Annotated in this window: 21 protein-coding genes; 7 read left to right on the top strand and 14 right to left on the bottom strand. The window is 75.3% G+C overall.

Going from position 1 to position 24,509, the window contains the following annotated elements; genetic code table 11:
- Positions 1-214: 214 nt before the first annotated feature.
- A complete protein-coding gene (locus IHE55_RS02105; protein ID WP_307826472.1) occupies positions 215-1,381 on the bottom strand; it encodes a LuxR C-terminal-related transcriptional regulator in 1,167 nt (388 codons plus the stop codon).
- A gap of 360 nt (positions 1,382-1,741) precedes the next feature.
- Between IHE55_RS02105 and IHE55_RS02100 the strand changes: the two genes are divergently transcribed.
- Together IHE55_RS02100 and IHE55_RS02095 are read left to right on the top strand one after the other, a co-directional pair.
- Complete coding sequence (locus IHE55_RS02100) at positions 1,742-3,124, top strand: FAD/NAD(P)-binding protein (protein ID WP_197987448.1); 1,383 nt, start codon at positions 1,742-1,744, stop codon at positions 3,122-3,124.
- A 587-nt stretch (positions 3,125-3,711) separates the two neighbouring features.
- Positions 3,712-4,215, top strand: a complete 504-nt coding sequence (locus IHE55_RS02095; protein WP_197987447.1) for an SRPBCC family protein — start codon at positions 3,712-3,714, stop codon at positions 4,213-4,215.
- Between the two features lie 271 nt (positions 4,216-4,486).
- Here the strand turns inward: IHE55_RS02095 and IHE55_RS32110 are convergent, their stop codons facing one another.
- Positions 4,487-4,996, bottom strand: coding sequence for a Zn-ribbon domain-containing OB-fold protein (locus tag IHE55_RS32110; protein WP_307826469.1), 510 nt, complete (start codon positions 4,994-4,996; stop codon positions 4,487-4,489).
- A 121-nt stretch (positions 4,997-5,117) separates the two neighbouring features.
- Positions 5,118-5,792, bottom strand: a complete 675-nt coding sequence (locus IHE55_RS02085; RefSeq protein WP_197991728.1) for a TetR family transcriptional regulator — start codon at positions 5,790-5,792, stop codon at positions 5,118-5,120.
- A 174-nt stretch (positions 5,793-5,966) separates the two neighbouring features.
- On the opposite strand from IHE55_RS02085, the gene IHE55_RS02080 reads away from it, so the two are divergent.
- Positions 5,967-7,118, top strand: coding sequence for an acyl-CoA dehydrogenase (locus tag IHE55_RS02080; protein ID WP_197987446.1), 1,152 nt, complete (start codon positions 5,967-5,969; stop codon positions 7,116-7,118).
- Positions 7,119-7,480: 362 nt separating this feature from the next.
- Positions 7,481-8,125: a GNAT family N-acetyltransferase gene (locus tag IHE55_RS02075; protein ID WP_197987445.1), complete on the top strand. Its 645-nt coding sequence runs from the start codon at positions 7,481-7,483 to the stop codon at positions 8,123-8,125.
- Positions 8,126-8,186: 61 nt separating this feature from the next.
- Here IHE55_RS02075 and IHE55_RS02070 read toward each other — a convergent pair whose 3' ends face one another.
- Positions 8,187-10,019, bottom strand: a complete 1,833-nt coding sequence (locus tag IHE55_RS02070) for an AMP-binding protein (protein WP_232265418.1) — start codon at positions 10,017-10,019, stop codon at positions 8,187-8,189.
- Positions 10,020-10,313: 294 nt separating this feature from the next.
- Between IHE55_RS02070 and IHE55_RS02065 the strand changes: the two genes are divergently transcribed.
- Positions 10,314-11,156, top strand: coding sequence for an alpha/beta fold hydrolase (locus IHE55_RS02065; protein WP_197987443.1), 843 nt, complete (start codon positions 10,314-10,316; stop codon positions 11,154-11,156).
- A 13-nt stretch (positions 11,157-11,169) separates the two neighbouring features.
- On the top strand, positions 11,170-12,510 hold the full coding sequence (locus IHE55_RS02060) for a hypothetical protein (protein WP_232265798.1): 1,341 nt from the start codon (positions 11,170-11,172) through the stop codon (positions 12,508-12,510).
- A gap of 122 nt (positions 12,511-12,632) precedes the next feature.
- On the opposite strand, the gene IHE55_RS02055 is transcribed toward IHE55_RS02060, so the two are convergent.
- From IHE55_RS02055 to IHE55_RS02045, 3 genes are all read right to left on the bottom strand, one after another.
- Positions 12,633-14,459, bottom strand: coding sequence for a glycoside hydrolase family 3 protein (locus IHE55_RS02055; RefSeq protein WP_197987442.1), 1,827 nt, complete (start codon positions 14,457-14,459; stop codon positions 12,633-12,635).
- Positions 14,460-14,958: 499 nt separating this feature from the next.
- Entirely contained in the window at positions 14,959-15,267 is a 309-nt protein-coding gene (locus tag IHE55_RS02050; protein ID WP_197987441.1) for an AzlD domain-containing protein, read from the bottom strand.
- Entirely contained in the window at positions 15,264-16,043 is a 780-nt protein-coding gene (locus tag IHE55_RS02045; RefSeq protein WP_197987440.1) for an AzlC family ABC transporter permease, read from the bottom strand. Before IHE55_RS02045 ends, IHE55_RS02050 begins: the two co-directional genes overlap by 4 nt.
- 69 nt (positions 16,044-16,112) lie before the next feature.
- Here IHE55_RS02045 and IHE55_RS02040 point away from each other — a divergent pair, with 69 nt between their 5' ends.
- Positions 16,113-16,760, top strand: coding sequence for a CGNR zinc finger domain-containing protein (locus IHE55_RS02040; RefSeq protein WP_197987439.1), 648 nt, complete (start codon positions 16,113-16,115; stop codon positions 16,758-16,760).
- A gap of 56 nt (positions 16,761-16,816) precedes the next feature.
- On the opposite strand, the gene IHE55_RS02035 is transcribed toward IHE55_RS02040, so the two are convergent.
- The 7 genes from IHE55_RS02035 to IHE55_RS32100 form a co-directional block, all read right to left on the bottom strand.
- Positions 16,817-17,782 carry an aminoglycoside phosphotransferase family protein gene (locus IHE55_RS02035; protein WP_197987438.1) on the bottom strand — a complete coding sequence of 322 codons (966 nt, stop codon included), beginning with the start codon at positions 17,780-17,782 and terminating at the stop codon, positions 16,817-16,819.
- Positions 17,783-17,864: 82 nt separating this feature from the next.
- Complete coding sequence (locus IHE55_RS02030) at positions 17,865-19,124, bottom strand: cytochrome P450 family protein (RefSeq protein WP_197987437.1); 1,260 nt, start codon at positions 19,122-19,124, stop codon at positions 17,865-17,867.
- Positions 19,121-20,350, bottom strand: a complete 1,230-nt coding sequence (locus IHE55_RS02025; protein WP_197987436.1) for a cytochrome P450 family protein — start codon at positions 20,348-20,350, stop codon at positions 19,121-19,123. Before IHE55_RS02025 ends, IHE55_RS02030 begins: the two co-directional genes overlap by 4 nt.
- Positions 20,347-20,943 (bottom strand): GTP-binding protein, encoded by a 597-nt coding sequence (locus IHE55_RS02020; RefSeq protein WP_197987435.1) that lies wholly within the window; start codon positions 20,941-20,943, stop codon positions 20,347-20,349. The genes IHE55_RS02025 and IHE55_RS02020 overlap by 4 nt, the downstream gene beginning before the upstream one ends.
- The gene (locus tag IHE55_RS02015) at positions 20,924-21,253 is read right to left on the bottom strand and encodes a DUF742 domain-containing protein (protein WP_197987434.1); all 330 of its coding nucleotides are present in this window, start codon (positions 21,251-21,253) and stop codon (positions 20,924-20,926) included. Before IHE55_RS02015 ends, IHE55_RS02020 begins: the two co-directional genes overlap by 20 nt.
- A 26-nt stretch (positions 21,254-21,279) precedes the next feature.
- Positions 21,280-21,720, bottom strand: a complete 441-nt coding sequence (locus tag IHE55_RS32105; RefSeq protein WP_197987433.1) for a roadblock/LC7 domain-containing protein — start codon at positions 21,718-21,720, stop codon at positions 21,280-21,282.
- Entirely contained in the window at positions 21,717-23,120 is a 1,404-nt protein-coding gene (locus tag IHE55_RS32100; protein ID WP_197987432.1) for a sensor histidine kinase, read from the bottom strand. Before IHE55_RS32100 ends, IHE55_RS32105 begins: the two co-directional genes overlap by 4 nt.
- Positions 23,121-24,509: the final 1,389 nt, after the last annotated feature.

Below are 24,509 nucleotides of genomic sequence, written 5' to 3'. Positions count from 1 at the left end.
GGGGGCCCGGGGTCTCGTGTCCGCGGGATGGCCGGTGCCCGGTGCCCGGTGCCCGGTGCGTACGGGTGAGGGCGGGGTCCGGGGCCTGCGCGTACCCGGTGTGGCCCGTGCGTCGGCTCGTACTCCGTCGGAGTGCCCTCGTACGCTCGCCGGGGTGCCGCCGGGAGCCGGTGCCCGGCCCGGATGCCCGCGGCCCCGGGGCCGCGGCAGCCCCCTACCCCCGGGCGGCGGCCGGGGCCCGGCGCGGCCAGTAGTGCTCGGAGAACAACCGGGCCACCAGCGCGCCGCGGCTGTTCACCCCCACCTTCTGGAACACCGTCTTGACGTGGCCGCGCACCGTGTGCGGCGAGATGACCAGCGCGACGGCGATCTCGCCGGTGTCCAGTCCGCGCGCGATGAGCTGGGTGATCTCCAGCTCGCGCGGGGTCAGTTCGTAGGCGTCCGCGATGATCGAGGCGATGTCCGCGGCCGGCGCCGGCTCGATGATCACCGCGATCGGCCCGGCCGCCCCGTCGGCGCCGGTCAGCCGCGAGGCGTGGCACACCAGCCACCGGCCGTCCACGGTACGCACCCGGACCCGCGCCGCGCCGCGGTCCCGGCCTTCGGCGACCGCCCGGGCCTGGAGCGCGGTGGCCACCACGCACACCGGTAGCCGGATACCGCCCACCGGTCCCGCCAGCGGCCCCGCCGGCAGCAGCCCGAGGTGGTACCGCGCCTCCTCGTTGACCGACAGCGCGGTCCCGGAGCCGTCGAACAGCACCAGCCCGGGACCCGGCCCGTCCTGCGGCGACCGCCCCGCACCGGCCCCGGCGCCGGGCGCCCGGCCGGGCACCGGTCCGTCCTCCGGCAAGGGTCCGGGCTCCGGGCGGGCGAAGGCGCGCAGCCGGGCGGCCAGCGGCGCGGACAGGCTCGCCGCGAGCGCGGTGTCCGCACCGTCGAACGCCGGCCGGCCGTGCTCCCGGAAGAGACTCACCACCCCCCACGAGCGGTCCGCCACCCGCAGCACCACCCGCAGTTCGTCCCCGAGCCCGCGCCGCCGCGCCAGCTTGCGGAACTGGGCGCTGCGGGCCGGCAGGTCCCCGGTGGTCGCCCGCAGCCCGGCCACCGGCACGGCGGCCCGCGCCAGGTCGCGGAAGGCGTTGACGTGGTCCTCCAGCAGCTCGCACTCCCAGAACGCGAAGCAGTCCGCGCCGCCGTTGAGGTTCTCGGTCAGCATCGGCGCGGTGACCAGCGCCGTCTCCGGATCGGTCGTGCTCCACGCCGCCGCGTCGAAGTCCACCATCCGGCGCAGCCGGGCCGACACCGACTCGAAGAGCCGGCCGGCGTCCGGCGCCCGCCCCGCCTCGGCGAGCAACTCCCGGCGACGGCGTTCCAGTGACACCTGAATCCTCATCTCCCCGGCCCGCGGCCCCCGCCGCGGCCCTTTCCGCCGGCCCGTGCTCCCTCCGCACGGTCCGGTGCCGCCGACGGCCAGGCCCCCGGCGGCGCGACCCCGGCCGGGCACGGCGGCCCGCCGAGAACCCCCGGCCGCCGCGCGGACCCGCCGCGATCACCGGCCCCACCCTGCCGCGCCCGGGCCCCGGCGCCAACCCCCATCCGAGGGGGTCGCGCCCCGCCGGTCCACCACCGGCGGGGCATGGGCTCCCGGCCGGCGCCCCGGCCAGGGTGGGACCGGCGGCGGACAGCCCGCCGCCGGGGCGGGAGGAGCCCGCCCCGGCCCTGCACGACCCGGAGGAACCCCATGACGCACGTCGGCGTGATCGGCGGCGGCGCTGCCGCCGTCAGCCTGCTGGACGCCCTGTCCCGCACCGCCCGGCCGCCCCGCGCGGTGACCGTCTTCGAACCCGCCCCGCGGCTGTGGCGCGGCCGCGCCTACCAGCGGGACCTGAACGCGGTGCGGGTGAACGCGCCCGGCTTCATCATGTCGGCCCGGCACGGCGACGACGGCCACTACGACCGCTGGCTGCGGCGGCGGGGGCCCGGATACGCGCGGAGCTGGCTCGATCCGCGGCTCGGCGTCCCGCTGCTGCCGCGCGGCGCCTACGGGGAGTACCTGGAGGACACCGCGGAGGAGGCCGTGCGGCGCCTGGCGGAGGCCGGGTGCCGGGTGACGGTGGTGGCCGCCCGGGTCACCGGGGTGGCCGCGTCCGGGGCGGGATACACCCTGCGCACCGACGACGGCGGGCCGGAACACGAGGTCGACCGGGTGGTGCACTGCACCGGCGCCGGCACGCCGGCCGACGTCTACCGGCTCGCCGGGACACCGGGCTACCTCCCCGACCCCTATCCGCTCGCCGAGACCCTGGCCCGGATCCCCGAGCGGGCCGAGGTGGCCGTGCTCGGCAGCGGACTGACCGCCGTGGACATCGCCGTGGCGCTCGCCGACCGCGGGCACCGGGGCGGCATCACCCTCATCTCCCGTCACCGTGTGCTGCCGTTCGTCTGGCAGCGCCCGGTGCCGGTGGAGCCGGTCCGGCTGACCCGCGAGCAGCTCGACGCGACCGCCGCGCGCCACGGCCGGCTCACCCTCGGCCATCTCGCCGAGCTGCTGCGCGCCGAGGCCGCCGGCCACGGGCAGAACCTCGACGACCTGACCGCCGAGATCCGGGACACCGGGCGGGAGGAACCGGACCGGCGGCTGCGCCGCCAGCTGGCGGAGACCGACTCGCCCTCGCTCGGCCGCCGGCTCCTCCAGGCCGCCGTGCATCCGCTGGGCCTCCAGGCGTGGCGGCTGCTGACCGAGCACGACCGGGAACTGCTGCGCGGCCGGTACGCCCGCACCGTGATCGCCCTGAGTTCGCCCATGGTGCCCCACAACGCGGCCGTGCTGCTCGGCATGTTCGACTCCGGGCAGCTCACCGTTGCCACCGCGCCCACCGGGATCACGCCGTCGGCGGCCGGCGGCTTCCGGCTCGGCCCGGAGCCCGGCGCGCCGGTCGCCGACGTGGTCGTCAACGCGATCACCCCCCGGGCGTCCCTGGTGCCCGGGGCGGACGAGGCGGCCGACCGGGGCCTGTGGCTGGTGGGGGAGACGGCCGTGGCACGGGCCGGTTGGCTGGTGACCCCCGGCATACCGGGGGTGGCCGCCCAGGCGGCGGCCGTCGCCGCACGGCTGACCACGTGATCGCGTGCCCCTCCGGCCGGCCGCTTCGACGTGGACCGGTTCCGCCCCGGCGGACAGCCGCCCACGGGGTGAGGGGTCCCGCCCGGTCACGCGCTGCCCGGCCGCCGGATCCGGGCCGCCCGACGCCAGGGCTGCCCCGTACCCGCCGTCCCGTCGCCGGGCCCTGCGCGGTGCGGGCAGGGCCCGCCAGGCAGAGGCCCCGTCCCACCGAGCCCTCGTGCCACCGACGACCTGTGCGCCGGGGGCCGGACGGACATCAGGCCCCGGCCGGACGCGGCCCCCTGGGCCGTGCCGCCCGGGGCGTGGAAGCGGGGCGGGGGCTTGGCGGGGCTGTGCGGATACGACGGCACCGGAACGTACGGCCCCAGGGCGCGGCCCGCACCACCCAGGACCGCCAGCACCCGGCACCGGCACCAGCACGGCACCGGCATCGGCGCGCCAAGCGAGCCGGGGCCGGGACAGGGCCAGGAAGGGGGCGGGAGCCGGGGCGGCGCGGAGCCCGGGGCGGGGCACACCGGGGAGGGCCGGTACGGCCGGCGGGGCAGGGTGCCCGCGCCGGGTGGTGGCCGGGCGCCTACGATCGTGCCGTGGCGCTCATCGCGTTCCGGCGTCGGTCCCCACTGCCCCCGGCGGAGGCGTGGCGGCGGGTCACCGACTGGCCCCGGCACTCCGCTCATGTCCCGCTGACCCGGCTCAGCACCGAGCCGCCCGGACCCACCCGCACCGGGACGGTGGTCCTGGCGCGTACCGGCCGCGGACGCCTGGGCTTCGACGACCCCATGGAGGTGGTCCGCTGGGAGCCGCCCGGCCCGGACGGAACCGGACGGTGCCGCCTGGTCAAACGCGGCGGGGTGGTCGTCGGCTGGGCGGAGATCGAGGTCCGGCCCGACGGCGCGGGGTCGGTGGTGAGCTGGCGGGAGGAGGCCCGGGTCCGGCTGCTGCCCCGGCTGTTCGACCCGCCCACCGCCTGGGCCGGCCGCCGGATCTTCGGCCGGGTGGTGGACACCCTCCTCGCCGCCCCGCCCCGGTCCGCCGGAGGACCCGGCAGGCCGGACGGGCCCGGCCGCGGGGCGCGCCGCCGGGGAACCTGACCGCGGTCACCGTCCCTCTTACCGGGCGTGCGCCCGGCCGGACGGCGCCGGCAGCCGCCGGGCCGGCCCCGCGCCTGACCGCGGTGCACCGCCCTCCACCGGGAATCCGCCCCGCAGGACGGACCGCACCGGACACCGGACGGACCGCAGACCGCAAGGATGCCCCCGCCGGACGACCGGACGGCACGACCGGATCCGCACGACCGGGGCCCCGCCGTATGGCCCGGGGGCGGTCACCGTCCCCGGCGGCGTGGCGGTCGTCCCCGCAGGCTCAGGGCCGGGCGGTGCGGTGGTGCTCGGTCCCGTCGTCGCCGCCCGGCCGGAAGGTCAGCTCGCGCGGGCGGGCGGCGTGCGGGTCGAGCCGTACCACGGTGCCGGGGCGCACATGGTCGGCGGTGACCCCGGAGAGGGTGGCGCGGAGCCGGAAGCCCTCGGCCATGTCGATCAGTCCCACCGTCCGCAGCGTGCCGGTGCTGCGCCGCACCACGGTGGCCTGGCGCACCACCCCGGTGCCCGAACTGTGCTCCCAGTCCAGGTCGGGGGAGGCACAGACGGGGCAGAGCAGGCGGTGGTAGACGGCGGTGCGGCACCAGCGGCAGCGCTGGAAGTACAGCTCGCCGCGCTGGAGGCCGTCGAGGTAGTCCTGCCCCGGCCAGCCCTCCTGCGCTCGCGAGCCGGCCGTGTCCCCGGGCTCGTCCGTGTCCCCGGGGTCGGGGCCGGCCGGGACGGCCGGGCTGTGCTGGGTCCGGAACGGGTCGATCTCGGCCGCGGTGTGGAACACGGTGTCATCTCCCTGCGCTGGGCCGGAGGAATCTGAGGCGCGTCCTCGGAAGCCTATGGCACGCAGTGTCAGCTGTAAAGGCACTGAGTTCCCTGGTCTGGTCAGGCGGGGAGCGGCGGCCTCACCCCGGTCCCTGACCGCCCTCCAGCTCGCGGACCACCCGCCACAGCGGCGTCCGGCGCTTGGTGATCACCACCACCACGTCCTCGTCCGCCGGCTCACCGGGGCCGGCCGGCCCGCCGTCGGGCGCCCAGGAGTTCCGGACCAGGGCGAGCGCGTGGTCCACCGCCGCCTCCGCGTCGCCCTCGCCCCCCGAGCGCAGCCAGGAGCGGAGCGCGTTGTTGTGCGCCGCGACCACCGCGGCGGCGATCACGTCCGCCCGCAGGTCCCCGTCGGACCAGCCGGCGAAGCGGCGTCGCAGGTAGGCGGCGAGCGCCCGCTCGTACCGCCACACCACCGACAGCTCGTAGGCGCGCAGGCCGGGGAAGCTCTTGGTGAGCCGGTAGCGCTGGACCGAGAAGGTGGGGTTCTCGGCGTACATCCGCAGCACCATGCGGGCCGCGTCGCAGACCCGGGCCACCGGCTCGGGGTCCTCGGCGACCGACTCCAGGAAGGCGGTCATGTCGGCCAGGCAGCGCTCGTGGTCGGGGAAGACCACGTCCTCCTTGGAGGGGAAGTAGCGGAAGAACGACCGGCGCCCGACGCCCGCCAGTGCGACGATGTCGTCAACGGTGGTGGCCTCGAAACCACGCTCCAGGAAGAGCTCGAAGGCGGCGGCGACCAGGGCGTCCCGCATCGGCGGTCGGTTCGGTGTCGTGCCTGGTCCCGGGCCCGGGTCGCGCTCCTCGGTCATGTCCGGGAACTTAGCACCAGGATTGTCCGATGGCACTGGGTGTGCATACTTGGGGGTACTGAGTGCCGTAGCCGTTGTGTCGTGTCGACCCACGCAACCGAAACTGAGGTTCCGAACATGAGCCAGGACTTCGACCTGTACCGGCCGTCCGAGGAGCACGACATGCTCCGCGAGTCGGTGCGCGCGCTCGCCGAGGCGAAGATCGCGCCGTTCGCGGCCGAGGTCGACGAGGAGGCACGCTTCCCGCAGGAGGCCCTGGACGCGCTGGTCGCCAACGACCTCCACGCGGTGCACGTGCCGGAGACGTACGGCGGCGCGGGCGCGGACGCGCTGGCGACGGTGATCGTGATCGAGGAGGTCGCGCGGGTCTGCGGCTCCTCCTCGCTGATCCCGGCGGTCAACAAGCTGGGCTCGCTGCCGGTGATGCTGTCCGGTTCCGAGGAGCTGAAGCAGAAGTACCTCGCGCCGCTCGCCAAGGGTGACGCGATGTTCTCCTACTGCCTGTCCGAGCCCGACGCCGGCTCCGACGCGGCCGGCATGAAGACCCGCGCGGTCCGCGACGGCGACCACTGGGTGCTCAACGGGGTGAAGCGCTGGATCACCAACGCGGGGGTCTCCGAGTTCTACACGGTGATGGCCGTCACCGACCCCGAGAAGCGCTCCAAGGGCATCTCCGCCTTCGTCGTGGAGAAGTCCGACGAGGGTGTGTCCTTCGGTGCCCCGGAGAAGAAGCTGGGCATCAAGGGTTCCCCGACGCGTGAGGTCTACCTGGACAACGTGCGGATCCCGGCGGACCGCATGATCGGCGAGGAGGGCACCGGCTTCGCCACCGCGATGAAGACGCTGGACCACACCCGCATCACCATCGCGGCCCAGGCCCTGGGCATCGCCCAGGGGGCGCTCGACTACGCCAAGGGCTACGTCAAGGAGCGCAAGCAGTTCGGCAAGCCGATCGCCGACTTCCAGGGCATCCAGTTCATGCTCGCCGACATGGCCATGAAGCTGGAGGCGGCGCGCCAGCTGACCTACGCCGCCGCGGCGAAGTCCGAGCGGGTGGACGCCGACCTGACCTTCTTCGGCGCGGCGGCCAAGTGCTTCGCCTCCGACGTGGCGATGGAGGTGACCACCGACGCGGTCCAGCTGCTCGGCGGCTACGGCTACACCCGCGACTACCCGGTGGAGCGCATGATGCGCGACGCCAAGATCACCCAGATCTACGAGGGCACCAACCAGGTCCAGCGGATCGTCATGTCCCGCAACCTGCCGTAGAACACTGTCCGGTCAGGTCACCGGTGCAGGAATCGGCGCCGTCCCCTTCGGTGGAGACGGCGCCGTTCCGCCAGCCGGAGGCGCATGAAGATCGTTCGGGAGAATTTCGGGAGACGAGGCGTCCGAGGCGGTCCGGGAGCCGGATCGGCCCCGGGCCGTTCGGGTCCGTTCCGTACGCCCGGGCGTCGCGCGGGAGCACCGGAGCACGGGGCCGGCCGGGGCTTCCCGCGGCCGGGGGCCGGTACGGTACACCACGGCCCCCGGCGTGATGCCGGGGGCCGTTCCCTCGTGCACGTGGACCTACGGAATGCCCGGAGCCGGCGGGTCGTCGCCCCGCAGCCGGTCCGGAGGGAGGCTGCCGGGTGCTCACCCTGACGGAGATCGCCGCGAATCCCCATCGCCTGACGCGCCGTCTGAGCCCTGGTGGCGGTCCGGATGTCATCGTCCGTCCCCTGACGCACGTCGACGCGGGTCCGCTGGCCGAGTTCCTCGGTGCCCTGTCGCCCGCATCGCGGCGCTTCAGCACGTTCGACGGGTACGACCTGGCGACCGCCCAGGAGCTGTGTGACGCCATCGCGCGCCACGACAAGCTCCGGCTGGTGCTCCAGGAGGTGCCGTCCGGCCGCATCGTCGGCCTGCTCGAATTCGGCCTCGCGCTGACTGCCTCGGACACCGCCCGCTACCGGGACGCGGGCATCCGCCTCAGCGAGGCGACCGACTGCCGCTTCGGCCCCACCCTGGCCGACGACCACCAGGGCCGAGGCGTCGGGACGCTCGTCTTCCCGCTGGTCACGGAGACCGCGCGACTGCTCGGCAGGAGGAGAATCATCCTGTGGGGCGGTGTCCGCGCCGACAACCCTCGCGCCATCCGGTACTACGAGAAGAACGGCTTCCGGCGGGTGGGCTCCTTCACCGAGGCGGACGGCTCCCTGTCGCTCGACATGATGCTGGACCCGGACCCGGACCCGGGTCCGGCAGGGAGCGCCACCCGGCGCGGCCGGCCGTAGCAGCACCGCCGGGCCTCCCGTGGCCCGGCCGGCGGCTTGCGGCAGCTGCCGCGCCGGCCGGTCAGCCCCCGTCCGCCGGCCGGGCCGCGGCCTCGGCGCGCAACCGGGCCTTGTCCACCTTGCCGACCGCGGTCAGGGGAAGCGCCGCGACCTCGACGAGCCGTTCGGGCAGCTTGAACCGGGCCAGCCCGCTGTCCTCCAGATACCCGCGGACCTCCCGCAGCGACGGGGCCCCCTCGCCGTCGGCCACGACGTACAGGCATACGGCCTCACCCAGGACGGGGTGCGGCATCGCCACGGCGGCCGCGGCCCGTACGCCGGGGTGGGTCAGTACCAGTGCCTCCAGCTCGTCCGCCGGGATCTTCTCTCCCCCGCGGTTGATCACGTCCTTGACGCGTCCGACCACCACGAAGTTCCCGGAGGGGTGGCGGCTGACGAGGTCGCCGGTGCGGTAGAAGCCGTCGGCGGTGAACGACCCTGGGGACACGCCGTCGTGGTAGGCCGTGATGATGCCCGGCCCCCTGGCCAGGAGTTCGCCGGTCCCGCCGTCGGCGACCGGCCGGCCCTCCCGGTCCACCACGCGCGTCTCGTCACCCGGTGAGGAGGGCCGGCCCTGCGTGCCGAACGCCACCTCGGGCGGGTCGTCGAGCCGGGTGAAGTTCAGCAGGCCCTCGCTCATCCCGTACACCTGCTGGACCCGGCAGCCGAAGGTACCGGCCAGCCGGGCGGCCGTGGAGGCGTCCAGACGGGCCCCGCCCACCTGCAGGACCCGCAGGCCCGGCAGGCCACCACCGTTGTGTGCGGCGCGGGTGGCGAGCCACTGCCGGGCGAGCGCGGGCGTGAGCGCGCAGTGGGTGACGTGTTCCCGCTCGATCAGCGCCATGGCCGCGGTCGCGTCGTCCGGTGCGGCGAGTACGACCCTCCCGCCCCGTGCGAGGGTGCCGAGGACCCCCGGGGCGGAGAAGGCGAAGGCGTGCGTCATGGGCAGGACCGCGAGGAACACCGATTCCGGGGTCAGTCCGGAGACCGCCGCCGAGGTGCGGAGCACGTGCCCGAGCGCCTCGTGGGTGCGGGGGACCGGTTTGGGTGCCCCCGTGGTGCCGCTCGACAGCAGGTAGAGGGCGGTGTCGGAGGGGTGCCGCGCCACCCGCGGGGCGGCGGCCGGGGCGCCGTCCTCGACGAGCCGGTCGATGCTCGGACGGCCGCCGGCCGGGCCGGCGTCGCCCGAGACGAGCACGGTCCGTACGGACGGATGCCGCTCGCGGAGCCGCTCGGCGAGCCGCACGTGGTCGAAGCGCCGGTACCGGGCCGGCACGGCCAGCGCGCTCGGCGCCAGCGCGGCACACACCGGGTCGAGTTCGTGCTCGCGCAGCGAGGGCAGGGCGAGCACCGGACGCGCTCCGAGCCTGATGAGCGCGAGCACCAGCACGACGAACCGGTCGTCGTTCGGCAGCTGCACCAGCACGGTTTCGCCGGGCCGGATGCCGGTGTGCGCCAGCCCGGCGGCGCAGCCGGACACCGCCGCGTCCAGCTCGGACCTGGTGAGGGTGCGGCCGGGGGCGACCAGCGCCGTGCGGTGGCCCGCGTGCCGGCCGCCCAGCACCAGGTCGTCCAGGAACTCCGGGCGCCACCAGCCGCGGTCCCGGTACTCCCGCCCGGCCCCCGCACCGGGCCGTTCCTCGCCGAGGAGGCCGGCGAGCTGCCCCAGGGTGTAGTCCCGCCCGCCCCACAGATCGACGTGGAGGGCGAACCGCTCGGCCAGCTCGACCTGAATCTGCGACAGGTCCACGGAGTCGAGCGCCAGGTGCGCGCGCAGCTGCAGGTCCTCGCGGAGCAGCTCCTCCTCGATGCCCAGGTCGCGGAGGATGCGCCGCACTGCTTCGATGCCCGTCAACCGGCTCTCCTTGCCTGGAGGACACACAGGGGCCACCCCCCACCGGGCGTCCCTCATCACCGGGTACGCGGATGCCGGCGGTGGCCGGCCGCGTGGCGGCCGGGCGTGGGAGTGACGGGGGCGGTATGCCCGGTGCGTCTCACCACGAGACCGGCGCACGGGAGCGGCGGTCGGCGCACGCGCCCGCGGAGGCGTGCGAAGTCGCCGGCGCCGGCCCGCTCACGCCCTGCACCGGCCCCCGCCTCCTGTGCGACGCTGCGGGATCACACACCGGCCTCCCCCCCCTGGACTGTGATGAACCCATCGGACAGCGGGACGCTCGCCGTACCGGGCGCGACGATCTACTTCGAAGTACGAGGTGAGGGGCCTCTGCTCCTGCTCATCGGAGGAGGGAACTCCGACGCGGCCGTCTTCCGGCGCGTGGCCGCCGCCCTGGCCGGACACCACCGGGTCGTCACCTACGACCCCCGCGGGAACTCACGCAGCGTGCTCGACGGCCCCCCGACGGACCAGAGGGTCGAGGAGCACGCCGACGACGCGTACCGGCTGATCGGCCACCTCGCGCGCCGGGGCGAGCCGGCGTACGTCTTCGGCAGTTGCTCGGGCGGGCTCATCGCGCTGGAACTCACCATCCGCCACGCCGACCGGATCCGGCTGACCGTCGCCCACGAGCCGCCCGTACTGAGCATCCTCCCGGACGCGGACGAGCACCTGGCGATCATCGACGAGGTATACCGGACGTACCGCCGCGAGGGCATGGCACCGGCCCTGGTCAAACTGCAGGACCTCCACGGCGGGCAACCGGCCCCGCCCCTCCCCGAGGTCCACGACAACACCGACTACTTCCTGTCCCACGTCATCCGGCCGTTCACCCGCTTCGTCCCCGACCTCCGCGCACTCGCCGCGGTGGCCGGCCAGGTGGTGTGGGCCGGCGGTCACGCCTCGCGCGCGGACCTCGTGCACCGCCCCGCGCTGGTCCTCGCCGAGCGGTTCGGCGGCACACCGGCCCTGTTCCCCGGCGGGCACGTCGGCTACGCGAGATATCCCGCCGACTTCGCCGAACGGCTCGTCGAGGTCCTCGGCACCGCGCCCGGGGCGGCGGACCGGCTGCCCGGAACGACCGGCGGAGGGCGGTGACGTGCGGATCGTGATGGGAGCGCAGAACTGCGGTTTCGGGCCGGTCTCCGCGCTCGTCGCGGTCTCCCGCCCGCTGCGCGGGCACCGGCGGGTGTTCGTCGGGGACGGCGTCGCCGCCGTCTTCGCCCGGTCGAACCCGGACGCCTTCGACGAGGTGTACGACACCGGCGGGATGACGGAGAGCTCCCGGGCGGCGTTCACCGACGACCTGCTGCGGAACGGGGATCACGCGGTCTCGGTCATGGACGCCGAGCTGGTGTTCCGGGCCGTCGCGGCGCGCCGGCCCGCGACCTTGGTGGACAGCCTCTTCAGCTTCTGGAAGCTCACCCGGCCACTCGCCGCCATCGCCGCGCTGTGCGCCACCGTGCCCCGGTCCGGCTTCGCCGCCGCCGACCGGCACCTGGCGGACCTGACACCGCACGAGCGAGTGGTCGCGGCCCATCTGCTCGCCACGCACAGCGTGGTGCAGGACTTCCCCGGGGTCACCGAACGCGCCGCCGCGGTCGCCGCCCTGGGCGCGGGCGGCCGGATGCGGCGGACCGGCCCGATCATCGACACCGAAGGGCTGGAGCAGGTCGGGCGCACCGCCGGGCCGGAACACGACCTGCTGATCGACGTCGGCGGGTTCAAGAACTTCCTGCTGGGCTTCGGGGACCACGACGACTATGTGCGCCTGCTGCACCGGTGGGTTCCGGACCTGCTCCGCGACTGGCCCCGGTTCCGCCGCGTGCTGGTCTGCGGCGGTCCGTTCGGCGAAGGCCGGGAGCGGACCGTCTCGGCCGCCGGCGGGCGGGCCGACTTCCGGCTGCTGCGGCAGCGGGAGTTGCTCCGGGCGGTGGCGAGCACCCCGGACCACCTGCTCGCCCCCGGGCTCACCGCGCTCCACGAGACGACAGCCCTCGGCCGGCTGCCGCTGGCGATCCACGAGCAGCACTACGCCCACGTCTTCACCATGCGCGCGCTGGACGGCACGCTGTTCGGCCGCAGCGGGTGCCGGTTCGCGGACGTGGTGCCGGGGCACCGGCTCCCGGAGGACGACTTCGCCGGGACCGCGGCCCTGGTCGAGCTGGCCGGCCGCGTCCTGGAGGACGACGGGCTCTACGCGCGGTACCGACGGACGTTCAACGAACGCATCGAACACTACGTTTCGCTCTCCCCGGCGCAGCGGCGGCAGGGCGTCGAGGAGCTCGGGAAGCTGTTCGACGGCGAGCCGGTCCACGCGGTGATGAGCGACATCCTCGACCGGACGGGCACCGGAGCGGGCGGGGGCGGCCGTCCGGGCGGACGTAGCCCCGGCCCACGGCAGCCGGCGGGCGGCGGGACGGCCGGGCCGGCGGGCGCGGACGGAACCTGACGTCCCGGGCACCGGTGGCCGTGGTCCGGTCCCGCCCGGTCCCGCGGGGCGGCCCGCCCCTCCGGCCCCACCGGGGCGGGCGCACCGGGAGGGCGGAGGGAGGCCGTGCGGGGGCGCGGGCGTCAGTCGTCGTAGGACAGGCCGTGTCCGGAGCGGAAGAGGACCTTGGCCGGGTCGTCCGCCCGCTGGATCGGCACGGGCAGCTTGCCGCGCGGATCCACCCGGCCGGAGATCACCCGGGCGGCGGCGCGCAGCTCGACCTCGGCCCAGCCGTAGGAGACCAGCGAGGCCCGGACACCGCTCAGGTGGGCGATGTCGTAGGGGTTGCGCACCGCGAGGTGGACGACGGGAACACCGGTCGTGAGCAGCCGGGACACCAGGGTGCGCTGGGCGCTGGTGGCGCCGACGTTGTCGGTGGTGACCACCACCGCGTCCCGCCCCCGGGCGGCGGCCACGGCCGCGTCGATCTGTGCCGCGTCGGGCGCCCGGCCGGTGGCGAGGTGGGTGGTGGCGTAGCCGAGTTCGTCGAACGCCCGGGCCAGCTCGGGCACCGTGGTGCGGGTGCTGTCGGTCGGGAAGGCCGGGCTCGCGCCGACCACGAGCAGCTTCTTGTGCCCGCGGCGCAGCGGCAGCGTCCGGTCCTCGTTGACCAGCAGGGTGGTGGTGCGCTCGGTGATCCGGGCGGCGGCGTGCTGGTGCGCGCGGGCACCGACCACCCGGTCGACCTCCTTCGCCGAGACATACGGGCTGCCGCCGAGCAGGCCGACCTTGTCCTTGAGCCGCAGGATGCGCAGCACCGACTCGTCGAGCCGCTCCTCGGTGATCTCCCCGCTGCGGACGGCCGCCAGGACGCCGTTGTAGGCGACACCGATGTCCGGCGGGAACAGCAGCTGGTCGGCGCCGGCCTTGAGGGCGAGGACGGGCACCCGGTCGTCGCCGTACTTGGTGCGCACCCCGCGCATGTTGAGGGCGTCGGTGACGATCACACCGTCGAAGCCGAGTTCGCCGCGGAGCACGCCCTGGAGGATCGTGGGCGACAGGGTGGCCGGCTCGTTGCTGGGGTCGAGCGCGGGGACCTGGAGGTGCGCGGTCATGATCGAGTCGACGCCGGCGGCGATCGCGGCCCGGAAGGGCGGGGCGTCGATGCGTTCCCACTCCTCGCGGGTGTGGGTGATCACGGGCAGTCCGGTGTGGCTGTCCTCCCCGGTGTCCCCGTGGCCCGGGAAGTGCTTGGCGCAGGCGACCACGCCGGCGTGTTGGTAACCCGTCACCTGGGCGGCCACCATACGGCCGACCTCGCGGGCGTCGGCGCCGAAGGAGCGGATGTTGATGATGGGGTTGGCCGGGTTCACGTTGACGTCGGCGACCGGGGCGAAGTTCTGGTGGATGCCCAGGGCGGCGAGTTCGGTGCCCGAGATCCGGCCCGCGGCGCGCGCGTCGGTGAGCGAGCGGCCGGCGCCGAGCGCCATCGCGCCCGGCAGCTGGGTGGCGCCGCTGCCGATGCGGACGTTGGAGCCGTGCTCCTGGTCGATGGAGATCAGGGACGGGATGGGGGTGGGCAGGGCGAGCGAGGCGCGCTGCACACCGTTGGTCAGGTCGGCGACCTGCCGGGGGTCCTGGATGTTGTTCGCCCAGCCGGAGAAGTAGATGACACCGCCGATGTGGTACTTGGCGATGAGCTCGGCCACCGTGCGGACGCCGAGTTCCTTGAGGTTGCGTTCCTGGTCGAACTGGCTGGGAGAAGTCGCCGACGTGCCGTAGAAGTACGGCACGAACAGCTGGCCGATCTTCGCCTCGACGCTCATCCTGGAGATGATCTTCTTGAGGCGGTGGTCGCGCCGGTGCGCGACCGCGGGGTTGGCCGTCACGCCCATGACGCCTGTCGTGCCCGCCGCCACCACGGCCGCGGAGGCGAGAACGGTCCGTCTGGGCACACTCCGGTTCTGCATGCGGACATGCTCCTTCCAGCCTTGCTCGTCAAGGGAATTGAAGGAAATGTGAGGTACTTCGAACAGCTCGAACAGCGGGAACGTAGCCCGCGATCACCGGCGGGGCAATAGGTCTAGACAAATTGAGGGTCCCGTTGCGGCATGTGCGAGGGCGCCGGGCGGCGCCGGCGCGGGTGGAGCACCCCGCCTCCGCCCGCGCCGCCCGCGGTGGACGTAGGGCCAGGGCGCCGTCGGGCGCGGCCGTGCACCGGCGGCCGGGCGCGGGGGCAGGCCGCGGCTGCCGACCGCGGTGGCCGGCTTCCGGCCGCGCCCGACGCGGGTCCGGAGGGCCGGCGCGACGGGCCGGTCGCGGCGTGGCGCCCCGGTCGTCCGGCCCGGTGGCCGGATCCCCCTCCGCCTCGCCCGCTCGCCGGCGGGTGCCCCGCGCCGGTCGCACCACGTGCGCGGCACCACGGGCCCGTTCGCCCGGCTCCGTGGTGCCCGTCGGTGGCCGCGTACGTCACCCGCCGAGGCCGCGGACCAGCGCGGTCACCGCGGCGGCCGCCACCAGCACGGCCGGCAGGGGGAGCCGGCACAGCCGCAGCACCGGAACGGCGGCGAGCCCGGCCAGGACCGCGGGGTCCACCGCGCTCCACCGGGGGCCCGCCACATCCACCACCACGAAGCCGGCCAGCAGCGCGGGAGCCATCAGGCCGATCACCGCCCGGGCCCGCGGGGGCAGTTCGCGCCCGCCCAGTGCCACCGGGCCGGCCGCCTTGATGGCGAAGCTCAGCACGGCGACGGCCGCCAGCGCGGGCCAGGGGGTCATGGGGACTCCGTTTCCGGGGCGGGGTTCCCCTCGCCCGGGCGGCCGGGGCTGCGGTCCCCGGCGGTCGGCCGGCCCGGGCCGGGCAGCGGGCGGGCCAGGGCGACCATTGCGGCACCGGCCGCACCGATCAGCGCCGGCCCCGGCGGCAGCAGGAACGACAGCCCCGCGGCGACGGCCGCGCCCAGCACGGCGGGCAGCCGGTTGCCGCGGTCGGCGCCTGTCGTGTCCAGCAGCAGGAACAGGAACATGGCCGGCGCCACCACGTCCAGGCCGAGGTCACCGAGGAGGCCGGGGTCGGGGGCGAGGACCACACCGACCGCGGTCCCCGCGACCCACAGCACCCACTGGACGGCACTCGCCCCGAACATCAGGTGGCGGTCGAAGCGGCCGCCGCCCCGGTGCGCGGCGGCCCACGATCCGTCCACCACCGCCTGTGCCTGGAGCGCCCGGCGCATCCGCCCGCCGCTCAGGTCGCCGGCGACGGCCACTCCCATGGGCAGGAAGCGGACGTTGACGAGGGCGGCGGCGGCAACCGCGGCGGTCGTGCCGCCGCCCGCACCCAGCGTGGACACCAGGGCGAACTGCGCCGAGCCGGAGAAGACCGCCATGGAGCACAGGACGGAACCGGCGACGGACCAGCCCTGCGCATGGGTGATCGCGCCGAAGCTCACGGCGAGGACGAAGGAAGCGGCGGCCAGCCCGGTCCCGACGCCGACCCCGGCGCGGAAGCGTTCGGGGGGCGAGGCGTCCCGGCCGGGCGGGGGTATGGATCCCATGCGCCGCAGACTAACAGTCAAAAGCCTTTACGGTCATTAGAAGGCGGGGTCGGACGTTAGGATGCGCAGGTGACCCGAGACGACACGGCCGGTACGGTGCCGCCGGCCGCCGACGCACCGCGGGTGGGCGTGGCCCTGATCGGCGGGCACCCGGTGCTCGACTTCGCCAACACCGTCGCGTGGCGGACCGACGACGCCCGCCGGGCGGACCGCGTCGGCGGGGCCGGGGCGTGGATCCGGTGGGCGGGCGCCGCCGGGGTGTTCCCCACCGCCCGGACCAAGGCGCTGCTCGACGCCGTGTCCCGGGAGGACCCGGCCGACCTCCTGTCCGGGCTCGCCGGCCTGCGGGCACTGCGGACCGCGGTGAGCGCGGTCCTGGACGCCGCGGTCGACGGCACGCCACCGCCCACGGAGGCGTGGGAGACGGTACGGCGCTGCCTGCTGACGGCGCATCGGGAGGCGGAACTCCCGCCCGCCCTGCCGATGCGCTGGCACGCCCGCGCGGACCGGTTCGCCGACCTCACCCACGCCCTGGCCCTGCAGGCCGGGGACCTCCTGGCCGGCCCGCCGGTCGAGCGCGTCCGCCGCTGCCAGGGGCCGGGGTGCGGCTGGTTCTTCCTCGACCGCAGCCGCAACGGCACCCGCCGCTGGTGCAGTTCGGGCGACTGCGGCAACCGGGACCGGGTCCGCCGCCACTACCGGAGGTCCAGGGGCTGATCCGGCACCCCGCGGCGCGCCCGGCGGATGTCGTCGGCGCCCGGCGCGGCCGCGGGTCAGCCGATGAGGGCCTGGGTGATCTGCCGGGTGGTCTGCGCGGCGACCCGCGGGCTGACGGCGGCGTAGGCGCTGTGGGCGTTCAGCCCGGTGGCCAGGGCCCAGCCCCGCCCCCGCAGCCAGGTGGCGTCGTCCACACCGAGCGCCTCGCGGAAGACGGCCCGGCTGCGGGCCGACATCAGGGTGAAGGCGATCATCAGGTCGCGGGCCGGGTCGCCCCTGCCCAGCTCCCCGAAGTCGATGACCGCGCTGAGGCGGCCGCCCACGGTCAGCAGGTTGCCGGTGTGGAAGTCGCCGTGGAACCAGACCGGGGCCCGGTCCCACCCGGGGGCGTGCAGCGCCGCGTCCCACAGCCCGCTCATCGCCGCCCCGTCGAACACGCCGTCGTACCTGGCGATGGCGAGCCGCGTCGCACGGTCGCGGTCGGACAACGGCCGGCCGGTGAGGCCGTCCCCGGCGCTCCCGGCGTCATCCCCGGCATCCGTGGAGGCCCCGGCGTCCCCGGCCGGTCCGGTGCCCCCGGCCTCGCCGTCCGTGCCGTCCTCGGGGGTGCAGCGCTGCAACGCCCACAAGAACTCCGCCAGTTCGACGGCGGCCGTGACGGAGTCGGCCAGCGCCGCGACGGTCGCCACCTCACCGTCCAGCCAGCGCGACACCGACCACGGCCACGGATAACCGCAGCCGGGCTCGCCCACCGCCACCGGCGCCGGGACGGCGAGGGGGAGGTGCGGGGCGAGCCGGGGCAGCCACCGCGCCTCCTTCCGCGCCTGCCCGGTGGCGTCGGCGTGGCGGGGCAGCCGGACCGACAGCTCCTCGCCCAGCCGGTAGATCACGTGGTCCGAACCGGCCGGGTCGAGCAGCTTCAGGGGCAGCCCCGCCCACCGCGGGAACTGCGTGTCGACCAGCCGCCTGGCCAGTGCCTCGTCGATGTGGGGGCGGGAGTCCGCGGCGGTCGCCGTTTCCAAGCACAGCTCCTGGGGCCGGCCCGCTCGGTGCGAGGGGCAGTCGGAGCCATCCCAGTGGTTCGCGGCCAGGCCGTCCAGCGAATTACCGGCGCCGGGCGGCCCGGCCGTCAGCCCGCACGCCGTCGTCACCGGCGGGGGAGAGCACGACGGGGAGCCGGTCGTAGTCGTTGCCGATGAACGACGGCCGGCGCCGCAGGGTCCCGGCCGGCGCGGCGAGCCGGATGCGGGGGAAGCGGGCGAAGAGCGCCGGCAGGGCGACCCGGGCCTCCAGCCGGGCGAGCGGCGCACCGAGGCAGTAGTGGATGCCGTGCCCGAAGGCCAGGTGCTGCCGGTCGGCGCGGTCGATGTCGAACCGGTCGGGGTCGGGGTTGACGCCCCCGTCACGGCCGTGCGCCCCGAAGCCGATGAGGACGAGGTCACCACTGCGGATGGTCACGCCCTCGCCCAGGTCGATGTCCGCGGTGGCGTACCGCAGCGGCAGGTGCATCACCGGCGGGTGCTTGCGCAGCGTCTCCTCGGTGACGTCGTCCCAGCGTGCCGGATCGGCGAGCGCGGTGGCCAGCTGGCCGGGGTGGGTCAGCAGCTCGACGACCGCGTGGTCGATGAGCGAGACGGCGGTCTCGGAGCCCGCGCCGATCATCAGGATGAGGGTGCTGACCAGCTCCTCCTCACTGAGCCGGTCACCGTCCTCCCGGTGCGCGGCGAGCAGGACGCTGGTCATGTCGTCGCCGGGGGTGACGCGCTTGGTGGCGATGAGCTCGCTCATCACGGCGAACAGCTCGACGCGGATCTCCGCCGCGCGCTCCTCGGAGACGGTGGTGTCCAGCACCGCGTCCACCACGTCCAGCATCCGGGACCGCTGCTCGTCCGGGACACCGAAGAGATTGCAGATGACCCGGGTGGGGATCGGGTAGGAGAAGGTGGCGCGCAGATCGGCGGAGCCTCCCGGAGCGGTGGCCTCCAGGGCGTCCAGCAGATCGGTGACGATCGCCTCGACCGCCGGCCGCATCGCCTCGATACGGCGGGGGGTGAACGCCCGCCCGACCAGGTCCTTCAGGCGTTTGTGGTCCGCGCCGTCACTGGTGAACATCGACACCACGTCGACCCAGGCGGCCAGCCACGGTATCGCGAACGGCTGGTAGCCGGGCCAGCTGCGGCGGGCGTCCTTGGAGATGTGCGGGTGGGTCAGCAGCGTCTTGGCGACATCGCCCCGGGTGACCGACCAGGCCGTCAGCCGGCTGGGCATCCCGACGCGCACGGCGGGGCCGGCGGCACGCAGCTCGTCGGCCTGGTCGTACAGACGTCCTCCGGTGGTGTCGAGGGATATCGGGGCACGGTTCACGGCTGTCCTCCGGTGGATTCGGGGGCGGTGCGGCTCTCGTGGCGCTGCGGGCGGAAGCGGACGTTCAGCGAGACCGGGCACTGGTGGAAGGGGCCGTGCCGGTTGGGCACACCCGGGTCGGTCAGCTCCAGGTCCCACAGCCGGTCCAGGACCGTCTCGATCGCGGTCTGCGCGATGACCCCGGCCTGGCTGTCGGCCGGGCACCGGTGCGGCCCGGCCGACCAGGCGAGGTGCGACCGGTTGTCGTAGCCCAGGCCGGGCGGCAGCGCCGGATCGGTGCCGGTGGCGGCGTGACTGATCAGCACCGGTACGTCGGGCGGCACCGGGACGCCGTGCAGCACGGTCGGGTACCGGGCGAAGTGCACGCTGAAGTTCGCCATCGGCGACCGCGTCCACAGCACCTTCTCCATGGCCCGGCGCACCGTGACCGTGCCCCCGGTGAGGTCGCCCGCGTACACGTCGTCCTCCAGCAGCAGCCGCAGCCCGGAGGCGATCCAGGCGGCGGTGGGGATGGTGCCGGCGCCGACGAAGCAGTACAGCTGGTGCAGCGTCTCCTCGAAGCTGAGCCGCGCCGGGTGCTGGAGCATCCAGGAGGTGAAGTCCGGCCCCGGCTGCGCGCTCCTGGTCTCGATCAGCTCGGCGAGGATGTGCGCGAAGTCGGCGGCCGCCTGCGCCGCCGACGCCCCGGCCCCGATGATGCCCTGGCAGGCGATGACCATCCGCTCGGCCAGCGGTGCCGGACAGCCGAGGATGTCGGCGAAGACCAGCAGCGGCAGGGTGTCCGCGAACTCGGTCATCAGGTCGGCGCGGCCGGCCGGCGCGATCGTGGCGACCAGCCGGCGGGCGTGCGCCTGCGTGGTCTCCAGCAGCTGGTGGATGTCGATCCGCGCCATGCAGTCGTCGAGCGCCCCGCGCAGCCGCCGGTGCTGCTCGCCGTCCGCGTACAGCACGCTCGGCCGGAACGCCATCAGGGCCAGCACCGGGCTGTCCGGCGGCACGTTCCCGGCGTTGAGCGCGGCCCACCGCCGGCTGTCCTTGCTGTAGGTGGCCGTGTCGTTGAGGAGGGAGACCGCGGCCCGGTGGCTGGTGACGACCAGGGCGTGCACGGACTCCGCGATCTCCGCCCAGGCCACCGGCCCGGCGGCCCGCAGCGCGGCGTACGCCTCCTCGGGGTCCGCGGCGAAGGCGTCACCGAACAGGCGGGGAACGGCGGGTGCGGCGGTCATCGCGCGGGCTCCAGACGGGGACGGGCGAGGATGTCGGTGACCAGGGCGATCAGCCCCTCCTTCGCCGAGTGGCGGTAGCGGGCGTCCAGCCACACCAGTGGCCGGTCCTCCGCCATGGTCAGCGAGTCGCGGATCTCGGCGTCGCTGTAGCGGGGGGCGCCCGGGAAGTGGTTGACGGCCACGGTGTACGGCAGACCGGCCGACTCCAGCAGGTCGATCGCGTCGAAACTCTGGTCCAGGCGGCGGGTGTCGACCAGCACCAGCCCGCCCAGCGCCCCTTCCATCAGCGACCGCACCATCCGGTGGAAGCGCGGCTGGCCGGGGGCGCCGAACAGGTACAGCACGATGTCCCGGGCCAGGGTGACCCGCCCGAAGTCCATGGCCACCGTGGTGGTGTCCTTGCCCGTCAGCCCGCCCAGGTCGTCCACCAGCTCGCCGGCCACGGTCATCCGCTCCTCGGTGTGCATCGGACGTATCTCCGACACCGACGCCACCAGGGTGGTCTTGCCCACCGCGAACGGGCCGAGGACGAGCACTTTCACCGAGCGGGCTCCGGCCGACACATAGCGGCGGTCAGAGCTGTTGGAGTCCATGCAACACCCTTCTCAGGAAATCCTCGTCGTGCTGGTGGGCCGCGGGCACGAACGGCGCCCGGGCGACCAGGTGCCCGCTGTCCACGAGATCGGAGACCACGACCTTGGTGACGGCACCGGGCAGCTGGAGGTGGTAGGCCACCTCGGAGACCGAGAGCACCCCCGGCAGGCACAGCTCCATCACCCGGTACGCCTGCGCCGCCAGCCCGGCCAGCGGCATCTTGGGATCGGCGATCAGCAGCGTGGCCTCGTCCAGCGTGCTCCGCGACGGCCGGGCGCGGCCGCCGGTGGCGGTGTAGGACCGCACCATGCCGCGCTTCTGGCGTCCCGGCGGGGTCACGCCGAGCCGCTCCGCTCACGCGCGTCCAGCACCGGGCGCATCCCGGAGATCATCTTCAGGGTGGCGGTGATGGCCAGCGACACCTCCTGGCTCATCGAGTCCCCGCGCACCGAGACCCCCAGGCCGGTACGCGACCCGGCGGCGAACAGCAGCACGGTGGCGTCCTTCAGATCGCTCACCACGTGCCGCATCCGCAGCCGGCTCCCCGTCTCGCCGGGATGCCCGCAGAACGCCCCCAGGTCCGCCTGGAGCGACTTGACCCCGCACAGGGCGGCGGCGGTCCGCTCGGCGTCGTCGGTCGCCAGAGCGTCCGAGGACGCCAGCACCAGTCCGTCGGTGGTGAACAGCAGGGCGTTGATGACGCCCGGCTCCCGGGTCAGGTTGTTGAGGAGCCAGGTCAGGTCCGTCGAATCGGCGGTGGGCTGTTCGGTCGTCACTGGAATCCTCCGGTGTCGGTGTCGTTCTGGGCGTATCCGGTGCTCAGGGCCCGGCGGATCTGCTCGAAGCCGTCGGCGAGGTCGTGGGCGTCCGCGGTGTCGGTGACGGCCTCCTGACTGGGCCCGGACGGCGGAAGGGTCATCAGCTGCTTCGGCTGCCGCTTCGGGAGCCCGGAGACGGTGGTCTGCGGCGGTGCACCGGCGGGCGGCGCGGCGGGGGCGGCGGCCGCCGGCGCGGGGCCGGGCTCCTCCAGCGGGACGGGCGACGCCTCGCCGCGCTCGGGGGCCTCGCCCATCAGCGCGGTGGGCACCAGCAGGACCGCCTTCACACCGCCGCTCGCCGAGGGGGCGCCCACGTCGACGCGGAAGCCGTAGTCGTGGGTGAGCCGTCCGATGACGGCGAAGCCGAGCTTGCGCTCGTCCTCCAGCGCCGTCACGTCCAGCAGCGTCCTGCTGGACAGCAGCCGTTCGGCGTCCGCCAGCTGGAAGGCGTTCATGCCCAGACCGGTGTCCTCCACCACGATCCGGCAACCGGCGGGCACCTGCTGGGCGTAGACGCTCACCGTGTCGCTGGAGTACATCGTCGCGTTGATCATCAGCTCCGCGAGCGCCACCACGATCGGCTCGACCACCCGGCCCTCGACGAACAGCTCGCCGACGTCCGGCCGGTAGGTGTACTCCACCCGCTCGTACGGGCCGACCCGGCCGCGCGCGCTCTCCACGATCTCGCGGATCGACGCGTTGGCGCGCTGGGTGCCCGGCCACGACCCGGCGAGCACGCGCAGCCGCTGGAGGGTGTGCAGGCTCCGGGTGGCGAAGTGGTCGATCTCGATGAGGCTCTGGTGGTAGGCGGTCGCGTGCGGGTGCTTCCCCAGTTCCTCGTCGATCTTCATCTGGAGCTTGGTCAGGAAGGTCTGCGCCTCGTCCGCCACGCCGCGCACGCCCGCGCGGGCGGAGCGCCCCACCGAGGCCCGGGTGGTCTCCACCGCCTCCCGCACCAGGTCCAGGGCGGCCTGGTGGAGGTCCTCCCACGGGCTGCCCCGGAGCAGCGCCTGGGACGGGCCGGGCACCTCCACCCCCGGGTGCCGGCGCGCCTCGACGTCCACCAGCCGCGGCAGCCGCCGCTCCACGAGGTGCTGGGTCTCCGCCAGGGCGGCCTGCCGCCACTCCCGGTCCGTCGCGGCCTGCCGCCGCAGCGCCTCGGCCTCCTCCGCCGCGGCCTGTCTGACCTGCCGGACCGACAGCTCCGCGGCGGCCCTGACCCGGGACACCTCCGCCTCGGCGGCCTGCCGGGCCCGCAGCGCGGCCTGCTTCCCTCGGGCCTGCGCCACCAGCGCGCCGGACGCGGCGACGAGTCCGCCGCCCAGCGCCATCTCGAACAGGACGTTGGCGTTGATCAATGGGAGTCCTTCATCTGCGGGGCCGGGCACATGCCGGAGCCGGGGTTGACCGGGAGGGGGCCGCCCCTGGGTACGGGCCGGCCGTCCCGAAGGGCCTGGGCCGGTGCGCCGGGCGCCGGGGTGACCGGGCGGGCGCCCCGGACGGGCGGGGACCGGTGGGCGGGCGGGCCGGTGGGCCCGCGGCGGTGTCCGGCGGGGCGGGGGCCGGAGGGCGGGGTCAGCCGGTGCGGGAGGTCCCGGCCGGGCCCCGGTGCCGGTGACACCCGGACCCGGAGGCCGGCGGACCGGCCGGGCGGCCGTGCCGCGCCGCTGCACCGCCCGCCGGGTCCCCGGCGCACCGCCGGGCGCGGCCGGGGACCACCGCCGTCCGGTGCCCGCGGCCGCCGCCCCGGTGCGGGGGTCCGTGCCGGCCGGGTGGCGGCCGGGCACCGTCGCGCGGTGACCGGGCAGGGGGTGCCGGGGGCGGGCGGTGCCGTTCGACCGGAGGGCCCGGTGCTGCGCTGCCATCGCCGTGGACTGCGCGGACGGGCACGGGATCACTGGCGGCTCCCTGTCTGTACTGCGGCGCGGACGGCCCGGGAACGGCGTCCGGCGCGTGACCGGTCCCCGGAATCCTCTCCTACGCTTCGATCGCCCCCGGCATATTTCGGCCCCCTCCGGCAGGTGAGCGGAAGGTGTCCGAAAGGTGTGGAGAGGGTGATGTGACGACGTGGATGAGACGCCGGTCACACGGAAATCGGGAACCCGGGCCGTGCGGTGGTTCATGTCCCGGGCACTTTCTCCCGGAGAGGGCCGTCGTGTCTGGGACCGGCACGGTGGCGCCGGTCCGCGTCCGGAGTGCGGAGGGCCCCGGACCGGCCCGTCCGTACTCGGCGTGATTCCGTCGTCGCACAGCGCGCCGTGGCCCGCCGCGCCCCCCTCCCCGCCTCGCGCGCCGGGGCGCGTGGTGGTTCCGGGCCGCGTGGTGTGCCGACGGTGCGCGGTGCGGCGGGTCGTGCCGTTCTCCGTGCCCTGGGCGGGCGTCGTGGGTCGTGCCGTTCTCCGTGCCCGGGGCCGGCGTCGTGGGCCGTGCTGCTGCCCCGCGCCGAGGTGCGCGGTCGGGGTACTTCGCCCCTTCCTCGCCCGGCTGCGGCGGCCCGGCTCCTCATCGGGCCGAGGTGCAGCCGCCGTGCCGCCGTTGGGGCGCGCCGCCGCGACGCGTGCCGCCTCCCGCCGGGCGGTGGAGGGGGCGGCATCGCGAAGTCCCCGGCTGCGCACCGCAGTTCACCCGGCGCCGCGGGCCGGGTCGGGTGTGGGTGCGGGGCGGGCGTGGGGGCCGGGTGCCGGCCGGTGAGGGGCGAGGGTGGACGGCAGGCAGGCCCTGCGGGCGGGGAATGGCGTACCGCAGGA

The organism is Streptomyces pactum, assembly GCF_016031615.1.
GTDB classification, from domain to species: Bacteria; Actinomycetota; Actinomycetes; order Streptomycetales; family Streptomycetaceae; genus Streptomyces; species Streptomyces pactus.
The sequence above is the reverse complement of the archived record's forward strand: the minus strand, read 5'-3'. Positions and strand labels throughout refer to the sequence as shown.

Bases quoted from the DNA above. Each gene is read 5' to 3' on its own strand.
- IHE55_RS02085 (WP_197991728.1), bottom strand. From the start codon at position 5,792: ATGCGGGACGCCCTGGTCGCCGCCGCCTTCGAGCTCTTCCTGGAGCGT.
- IHE55_RS02080 (WP_197987446.1), top strand. From the start codon at position 5,967: ATGAGCCAGGACTTCGACCTGTACCGGCCGTCCGAGGAGCACGACATG.
- IHE55_RS02065 (WP_197987443.1), top strand. From the start codon at position 10,314: ATGAACCCATCGGACAGCGGGACGCTCGCCGTACCGGGCGCGACGATC.
- IHE55_RS02100 (WP_197987448.1), top strand. From the start codon at position 1,742: ATGACGCACGTCGGCGTGATCGGCGGCGGCGCTGCCGCCGTCAGCCTG.
- IHE55_RS02055 (WP_197987442.1), bottom strand. From the start codon at position 14,459: ATGCAGAACCGGAGTGTGCCCAGACGGACCGTTCTCGCCTCCGCGGCC.
- IHE55_RS02020 (WP_197987435.1), bottom strand. From the start codon at position 20,943: ATGGACTCCAACAGCTCTGACCGCCGCTATGTGTCGGCCGGAGCCCGC.
- IHE55_RS02060 (WP_232265798.1), top strand. From the start codon at position 11,170: ATGGGAGCGCAGAACTGCGGTTTCGGGCCGGTCTCCGCGCTCGTCGCG.
- IHE55_RS02025 (WP_197987436.1), bottom strand. From the start codon at position 20,350: ATGACCGCCGCACCCGCCGTTCCCCGCCTGTTCGGTGACGCCTTCGCC.
- IHE55_RS02050 (WP_197987441.1), bottom strand. From the start codon at position 15,267: ATGACCCCCTGGCCCGCGCTGGCGGCCGTCGCCGTGCTGAGCTTCGCC.
- IHE55_RS02045 (WP_197987440.1), bottom strand. From the start codon at position 16,043: ATGGGATCCATACCCCCGCCCGGCCGGGACGCCTCGCCCCCCGAACGC.
- IHE55_RS02015 (WP_197987434.1), bottom strand. From the start codon at position 21,253: ATGGTGCGGTCCTACACCGCCACCGGCGGCCGCGCCCGGCCGTCGCGG.